The organism is Vagococcus vulneris, assembly GCF_003950515.1.
GTDB lineage: Bacteria > Bacillota > Bacilli > Lactobacillales > Vagococcaceae > Vagococcus > Vagococcus vulneris.
The window spans coordinates 40,224-48,601 of sequence record NZ_NGJS01000015.1; the positions used below are offsets into that span (position 1 = coordinate 40,224).

8 protein-coding genes and 1 pseudogene are annotated in these 8,378 nt (G+C 34.7%); 7 read left to right on the forward strand and 2 right to left on the reverse strand.

From position 1 onward, the window contains the following. The first annotated feature begins 29 nt into the window (after positions 1-29). The 7 genes from CBF37_RS09440 (at position 30) to CBF37_RS09470 (ending at position 7,227) form a co-directional block, all read left to right on the forward strand. Positions 30-905 carry an AraC family transcriptional regulator gene (locus tag CBF37_RS09440; RefSeq protein WP_125984504.1) on the forward strand — a complete coding sequence of 292 codons (876 nt, stop codon included), beginning with the start codon at positions 30-32 and terminating at the stop codon, positions 903-905. 75 nt (positions 906-980) lie between these two features. Continuing rightward, positions 981-2,060, forward strand: coding sequence for a Gfo/Idh/MocA family protein (locus CBF37_RS09445; RefSeq protein ID WP_125984505.1), 1,080 nt, complete (start codon positions 981-983; stop codon positions 2,058-2,060). Between the two features lie 22 nt (positions 2,061-2,082). Then, complete coding sequence (locus CBF37_RS09450; RefSeq protein WP_125984506.1) at positions 2,083-2,796, forward strand: ThuA domain-containing protein; 714 nt, start codon at positions 2,083-2,085, stop codon at positions 2,794-2,796. Positions 2,797-2,813: 17 nt separating this feature from the next. Then, the gene (locus CBF37_RS09455; RefSeq protein WP_125984507.1) at positions 2,814-3,782 is read left to right on the forward strand and encodes a sugar phosphate isomerase/epimerase family protein; all 969 of its coding nucleotides are present in this window, start codon (positions 2,814-2,816) and stop codon (positions 3,780-3,782) included. Positions 3,783-3,813: 31 nt separating this feature from the next. Continuing rightward, complete coding sequence (locus CBF37_RS09460) at positions 3,814-4,866, forward strand: Gfo/Idh/MocA family protein (RefSeq protein ID WP_125984508.1); 1,053 nt, start codon at positions 3,814-3,816, stop codon at positions 4,864-4,866. A 410-nt stretch (positions 4,867-5,276) separates the two neighbouring features. Continuing rightward, complete coding sequence (locus CBF37_RS09465) at positions 5,277-6,749, forward strand: ankyrin repeat domain-containing protein (RefSeq protein WP_125984509.1); 1,473 nt, start codon at positions 5,277-5,279, stop codon at positions 6,747-6,749. 13 nt (positions 6,750-6,762) lie between these two features. Next, positions 6,763-7,227: a nucleoside deaminase gene (locus CBF37_RS09470; RefSeq protein ID WP_125984510.1), complete on the forward strand. Its 465-nt coding sequence runs from the start codon at positions 6,763-6,765 to the stop codon at positions 7,225-7,227. A gap of 678 nt (positions 7,228-7,905) precedes the next feature. On the opposite strand, the gene CBF37_RS11665 is transcribed toward CBF37_RS09470, so the two are convergent. Then, positions 7,906-8,049, reverse strand: a complete 144-nt coding sequence (locus CBF37_RS11665) for a hypothetical protein (protein ID WP_165866687.1) — start codon at positions 8,047-8,049, stop codon at positions 7,906-7,908. Positions 8,050-8,260: 211 nt separating this feature from the next. Further along, positions 8,261-8,378: pseudogene (locus CBF37_RS11980) on the reverse strand (IS30 family transposase); the annotation flags it as partial.

Sequence of the window (8,378 nt, forward strand, 5' to 3'; positions counted from 1 at the left end):
ACCTTTTTTTACTATAAGGAGATGACAAAGTGAGTTCTTATTTGGAGCTGCCACAGTGGTCATTACCATTCCCATTTAGAACCCTAGAAAACGAAGGTGAAACAGTTGTTCCTCCCCACTGGCATAAAGAGATAGAGATCATTTTAGTGACAGAAGGATCGGTTAATATCGGGTACAATAATCAATTAGTACAAGTTCACAAGGGTGAAGTATTCGTATTTGGCAGTGGTGAGTCTCATTATTTCTTAGCATCACCCGGGAGTCACCGCTTGGTCTTTCAATTTGATACAGTATTGTTTCGTGAAGCTTACTTAAAAGGAAATCAGGAACATGAGTTAATTAATTTATTTGAAACACGTGAAAATCACAGCCAGAAATGGCCTTCAGAGGTTGCGAATAAAGTAGTTAAATATTTAAAGGTGGTATATGAAGAAGTTGCTGAACAAAGAGCAGGTTTCGAGTTTTCAGTTATTGGATATTTAAATCATTTTGTTGTATTGTATTACCGTGAAATTCCTGAGAAAAACAAAGTAATGCAAACTGGAAACTTTGTCGAAGCAGTAAATAATCAGGAAACTCTGGAGCGCTTAAATAAAGTATTCAGTTATATTGAAAGTCATTACATCGAAGGAGTAACTTTGGACGATGTTGCAAAATCAGTTGGGTTTAGCCCTTATTATTTTGCTCGCTTTTTTAAAAAAAATACTGGACAAACATTTATGCAGTTCCTCAATGATTATCGTATCAGTCAAGCTAAATATATTTTGGCGCATAAAAAATTACCAATGATTAATGTCGCCGAACAATCTGGATTTAATAGCGTTAAGACGTTTCATCATGTGTTTAAGGAACAAGTCGGCTTGTCACCATTGAAATACCAAAAGACAATATATGGGAATAAATGACCCTTTTTAAAGGAAGAAAACCTTATCAATGTTTTGTAAGATATATATAACAAAACATTTGATGGAGGTTTTTTTATGGTTTTAAGAGTCGGAATTATTGGATGTGGTGGTATCGCTACTAATAAACATATGCCTGCGCTTAGTAAAATTGCTGGTGTTGAAATGACAGCATTTTGTGATATCGATATTGCACGAGCTGAATTAGCAAAAGAAACATTTGGTACAAAAACAGCAAAGGTTTATGATGCTTATCAAGAATTATTAAAAGACACGACGTTAGACTTGATTCATGTATGTACGCCGAATAATTCACATGCGAAAATTTCAATTGCTGGTCTTGAAGCTGGAAAACATGTCATGTGCGAGAAACCTATGGCTAAAACGAGTCAAGAGGCCAGAGCAATGGTTGAAGCTGCAAAACAAACAGGAAAAAAGTTGACAATCGGGTATCAAAATCGTTTTAGGACTGATTCTGAATATCTGCATGGAGTTTGTTCTGATGGTGAATTAGGTGATATTTATGTTGGGAAAGCACACGCTATTCGCCGAAGAGCCGTTCCGACGTGGGGTGTATTCTTAGATGAAGAAGCCCAAGGTGGAGGTCCACTAATTGATATAGGAACACATGCCTTAGATTTGACATTATGGATGATGAATAATTATAAGCCAAAATATGTTGTTGGAAATACTTATCATAAATTATCACAGACTAAAAATGCTGCAAATGCTTGGGGCTCATGGGATCCAGAAAAATTTACAGTTGAGGATTCTGCTTTCGGTTTCATTACTATGGAAGATGGGGCGACGATTTTTTTAGAAGCAAGTTGGGCATTGAATGGACTTGATGTGCGCGAGGCACAAACGGAACTTCATGGAACGTTGGGCGGTGCCGATATGAAAGATGGCTTAACGATTAATGGTGAAGATCGTGGACTTTTATATGAGCGTCAGATTGAACTAGAAACAGGCGGCGTAGATTTTTATGATGGCGAGGGATCGGATCCGGCATTGAAAGAAGCTGAGTCATGGATAAATGCGATTTTAACTGATACAGATCCTGTGGTTAAGCCTGAAGAAGCATTAGTAGTTACTGAAATATTAGAGGCGATGTACGAATCATCAAAGACAGGTGAACCTGTATTTTTAAATAAATAAAGGAGAGGAGAGACACAAGGATATGATACACGTCACAGTATGGAATGAATATCGTCATGAAAAGACAGATAAAAAGGTCCGAGATGTTTATCCGAATGGAATACATGAACAACTGAAATCGTTTTTAAAAGAGGATTTTGAAGTGAAGACAGCCACTCTAGATGATCCAGAACATGGATTGTCGGAAGATGTACTAAATGATACGGATGTACTGATTTGGTGGGGACATATTGCACATGATGAAGTTTCTGAAGAAGTTGTTAATCGTGTACATCAGCGTGTCTTACAAGGAATGGGATTAGTTGTGTTGCATTCAGCACATATGTCTAAAATTTTTATTAAGTTAATGGGCACAAGTTGTGATTTGAAGTGGCGTGAGGCTGATGAACGCTGTCGAATCTGGAACGTTAATCCTAGTCATCCGATTGTTGAGGGAGTCGGGGAGTTTATTGATTTAGAAAAAGAAGAAATGTACGGTGAGCATTTTGATATTCCGGCACCTGATGAACTAGTATTTATTAATTGGTATCAAGGTGGTGAGGTGTTCCGAGGCGGCTGTACCTATCGCCGAGGCAACGGAAAAATATTTTATTTCCAGCCTGGTCATGAAACGTATCCGTCTTATTACCACCCGAAAGTTCAAAGAGTTATAAAAAATGCAGTCAATTGGTGTCATCCGACGGAAAATAATTATCCAACTTACGGCAACCACCTACCACTGGAAAAATTATCATAGAATAGGAGAAAAAAATAATGAAATTAGGCGTATTTACACCACTATTTAATAATTTAAGTTTTGATGAAATGATTGAAAAAGTTGCTGAACAAGGATTACAAACGGTAGAAATTGGTACGGGAGGTTCACCTGGCGACGCACATTGCGACATTGACGCGTTACTTGCAAGTAGTGATGCCCGTAAGGAATATCTAGCTAAGTTGTCAGATAAAGGCTTAGAAATCAGTGCGTTTAGTGCGCATCATAATCCTATTTCTCCTAAAGCTGCTGAAGCTAAAGAGGGCGATGAATTATTACGTAAAACAATTAAATTGGCTTCATTAATGAATGTTCCTGTAGTAAACGGTTTTTCTGGTGTTGCTGGTGGTAATCCGACTGATACCAGCGTCAATTGGCCGGTATTACCTTGGCCAACGGATTATACAGATATTTATCACTATCAATGGGAAGATAAATTAATTCCGTATTGGAAAGAAATTAATCAAGAGTGTGATACTGCTGGTGTAAAAATTGGTATTGAATTACATGGAGGATTTTTAGCTCATACTCCATATACGATGTTGAAATTACGAGATGCAGCTGGGAAAAATATCGGTTGCAACCTTGATCCATCCCACATGTGGTGGCAAGGTATAGATCCTGTTGGGGCGATTAAAATCTTGGGTAAAGAGAATGCTATTCATCATTTCCATGCAAAAGATACTTACTTAGACCAAGAAAATATAAATATGTATGGTTTAACAGATATGCAACCATACAGTGATGTACAAACACGGTCATGGACATTCCGTTCTGTCGGTTGTGGTCATAGTATGAAAGAGTGGTCTGATATCATTAGTGCACTACGTTTATACAATTATGACTATGTATTGAGTATTGAGCATGAAGATCCAATCATGTCAATTGATGAAGGGTTTAGTCGAGCAGTGTCTAACCTTAAAACAATTATGATTAAAGATCAGCCTGGGGACTTATGGTGGGCTTAACAGTAGAGATTAAAAGGGGAGGAATAAACAAATGACCAAAATAAATATGGTAATTATCGGTTTAGGCGGTATGGGAAGCTACCATGCACGAGAATTAATTAAAGACACTGATGGTGTTCATGCCTATGGTGCTTTTGATATTAATCCTGAACAATTGGTTAAGGCACCTGACATGGGATTAAAAATTTATGATAAATTAGCAGATGTTTGGCAAGATGAGGCTGTTGAAGCTGTGTTGATTGCAACACCAAATGACTCACATAAAGAGTTGTCGATTCAGGCAATGCGAGCAGGAAAGCATGTCGTTTGTGAAAAACCGGTAATGATGTCAAGTACAGAATTAAATGAGGTTTTAGCAGTAGCTGAAGAAACTGAAAAAGTATTCATGGTTCATCAAAATCGACGATGGGACAAAGATTTTTTAGTCATTCGCGAATTATATCGCCAACAAGAAATCGGCAGTCTATTTCAAATAGAATCACGTGTTCATGGCGCTAATGGTATTCCTGGAGATTGGCGTCATTTAAAAGAACATGGTGGCGGTATGCTTCTTGATTGGGGCGTTCATTTATTGGATCAGCTGTTGTTCCTAGTGGATAGTCCGATTAAATCTGTTGTTGCGGACTTAAGTTTTGTACTTGGAGATGATGTGGATGATGGCTTCATCACACACATTACATTTGAGAATGGTTTAAAAAGTATTGTTGAAGTAGGGACAACTAATTTTATAAAACTACCAAGATGGTACGTTAAGGGCCTTGAAGGCACAGCTGTAGTCGATGATTGGGATTTATCAGGGCGTGTCGTAAAACAAACTGGTTTTATAGATCATCACAAGCTAGTACCTATCCAAGCCGGCCAAGGTCTTACTAAGACCATGGCACCACCGTCTGAGGATGCCACGACTACATTCCCATTGCCAAAGGGTGTAGCTGAATTCGACACATTTTATCATAATTTTTATGAAGTGGTACGCCATCAAGCAGTACCTATTGTAAAAAATAGTGAAGTTATGACGGTCTTAAAATTAATTGAAATGATTTTTAAATCTGCAGAAACTGGACAGACTATTCATGTACGATAAAAAGAATTTATCCACAATTTATGTGGATAAATTCTTTTTATTTACGATATCAACATAAAAGATAAAGTTAACTGGAAGACTCTTTTATTATTTTCAAAATATATCGATAATTGTTCACAAATTTGTCTTAAGTGATACTGAAGAGTGTATCGAGATAAATATAATATATATAATGTTAAAAATTGGTTATACTATGGTGATTATTGATGAGTGTATTATAGTTAATATGTTTTATAGAAATTAAGATATTTCAACATATATTTTGGTTAGTTGTTTAAAAATTATACATTAAGTGTAGAAAATATGATAAATTAAAATAGGGGCAATAGATTGGGGCATCTTCGGGTACGGATATAGTAGTCGAAATACTAATCGTACTAATAATAACAAATTAAGTGGGGGAACTAAAAATGATACATATAGTAAAAGTAATCAGTAATTGTTATGTTGACTCTGTGTTGCTAGGAAATCTTTCAGAAAAGGTAAATTTAATAGAGGGAGTCAATAAAGCTATTATTGCAATGGGAACTGACAGGAATAAAGAAGTAATGAAGAGGCTTGATTTATTAAATGAAGATATACAGAATGCCAGTGTCAGCGATCTGATTATCAATTTGAGTATTTCTAATAGTGTTAATTTAGATGAAATAATAGCTGCAGTAGAAGCATTATTAAATGAAAAGCTAATAATTGAAGAAACAGGTTATTTGATATCTTACCTTCAAACGACTGTTTCTGAGCAAAAAATGGATAAAACAACTAATACCAGTATTGTGTTAGAAACTGATAATAAAAATCACCGTTCTTATCATGAAATTTTTCAACCACTAACCAATGGCTTAATGAAGGAATTTGATGATCATGCGATAGTGCAAGATCATCGCGGGATTAATTCTTTGGGACAAACTGATTTAATGTTAGCAGTGTTAGCTAAAAATATTACTAAAACAGCTAAATTACTAGAATTAGGATCTGACCCGAATCATAAAGATAACAGTGGTTTATCACCATTTATTGCAGCTGCAGCCAATGGTTTATCCGATATCTTTGAATTAATTCTGCACTATTGTCCTGATATTCAGGAAGTTAATCATTTCGGTGGAACAGCATTACTTCCTTCAAGTGAAAAGGGCTATCTGAATGTCGTTCGATCAGCTTTAAAAGTAGGTGTCTCAGTAAATCATGTAAATCGCTTGGGATGGACGGCATTATTGGAAGCGGTGATTTTTGGAAATGGCGGTTATTTATATCAAATAATTATCAATGAACTGATAATGAATGGTGCGGATATATCTATAAAGGATTTTGAGGAGAAAATAGCAATAGATTATGCAACTGAATTGAAGCAAAAAGATGTTATTAAATTACTAAATAATGAAAAAAAAATGAGCAATTTTATTGGGATTGACATGTTGATAAAAAAGAAAAACTACATTCAAGCATTGAGAGATATTGCTAAACTACCGAATTCACTGGAGAAATTATTTTATCAAGGGATGGTTTACGAACAGATGGGCTATGAAAAAGAGGCAGAAATGTTTTATAGAAAAGGGGCAGGATTCGATGTTCAGTTTATTTATTACTTAGCTCAACTTAAGAGACGACAGGGTAGAGTTGAAGAAGCATTATCTTTTTTTAAGTACGGTGCTGAAAATACTAACACCTATTTTTATGACTATCAGCAGACTAATTACTTGCGTGAGCTTGGTAAACATCAGGAAGCCGTTAACTTAACGGAAACGCTATTGGCTAAATATCCATCAAGAGTAGATTTTATGTTTCATTTGGCTAATAGTTTAACTACTATTGGAGAGAATGAAAAAGCACAAGAAATATTAAAAAAAGCGGCAACTATTCAACCAACAAATAACTTGTTTTTATAAGGAGGATGTAGTAATGGAGTCTAAAGATTATATTGAATTAGCTTGTGATGCAGCAATATTAGGAATGATGAATTATGGAGGAGGTCCTTTTGGTGCTACAATTGTGAAAGAGGGGCGTGTTATAGCGTCAGTCGCGAATACGATGGTTAGAGATACGGATCCATCGGCACATGCAGAAATAATGGCCATTAGAAAGGCAAGCAAAATATTGGGGACAATGGATTTAACAGGTTGTGAAATTTATGCAACATGTGAACCGTGTCCAATGTGTGTAGGTGCGATGATGTTAGCAAATATCGATAAGGTGTATTATGTCAGTACACATGAAGATGCTGCGATGCATGGTTTTCCAGATAACCATCTACGGAATTACTTAAATGGTACAGACCAAAGTTGCTTTCAAATGGAAAAGATAACTGCTCGCCAAGATTGCGATGAATTATGGAATATTTATAACGTACTTAATAATATTGATTGAAAGTGAATTGTAATTCGATTGATTACTTATCATTCGTGATTTATTGATAGCTAATCATAAATTTATTTGTACATTAAAAATATCTAAAAAATAAAGGAACAAGGATAATAATCCCACAGTTTATTTTAAATTTACAAGTAATTATCTATTAAAAATTATGAGAATTACAGATAGGCTCATAGAGAGTGCAATCATGGTACTGACAACAGAAGTTTAACTAGTTATTTTGGGTAGCTGTGGTGAAGTGGTTATCACGACTGCTCAAAGTGATACCGAAAATTTATTGACATAAAGGCATGATGCTTAAAAAATAAATTAACTACCTGATAAAGTCTAGTGTTATCATTGCCGATAGATTGTTTAACTCTATTATTAATAAAACATTCTTTATCAATTTCTAAAGACTCTGCTAGAAAAGGCGAATGTCATAGACGATAAAGAATTCGTTGTTTCTTTAATAAAAGATAGGTTGGGTAATGAGCAGCACTTAACCACTTTATTCGAGAAGTAATAAAACCATTTTTGACAATGGAATATTTTTTGTTTTTAATGCTACAGCAGGGATAAGCTCAAGGCTTATAAGTAAGTTTTCCTTTATAAATTTTAAATCTAACTTCTTTAGTAATCTCTTCTTCACAAAAATAGAATCAAAGTAAATATTTTCATCTATCTTTCAAATCAAGCAAAACTCGGATACAATGGTTGTGAGACATATGAATCTTCCTTTCTAAAATTTGGTTTTGTCGCTGTAATTTTACCTGGAAAATTCATATGTTTCTTTTTTTGTGTAAAAAATAGATGTAGATGAATTTCTTCATCCACATCAAAAATTATACAGTCTTTTTTATTTGGAACAAGAATACTTTGTTAGATCGAGTTAAGAAATAGAAATAAAGATTAAATTTGGTTGGAAAAATAATAAATATATTATGTTGAAATAGGACTCAGTTGAAGATGAATGTATCGGTATAAAATGTGAGAATTGAGAAGTATTTAAATTGATAGGTAATTTATTTTATTTATCTTTCATTTGTCAAATTAAGCTAGACAAAATATCATTATCAACATAACTCAAAAACACTTCCAATGGCGTTTTATAGTTTAATGATTTCCTAGGAATATTATTTCTCTTTGATGCGATAGATTGGATA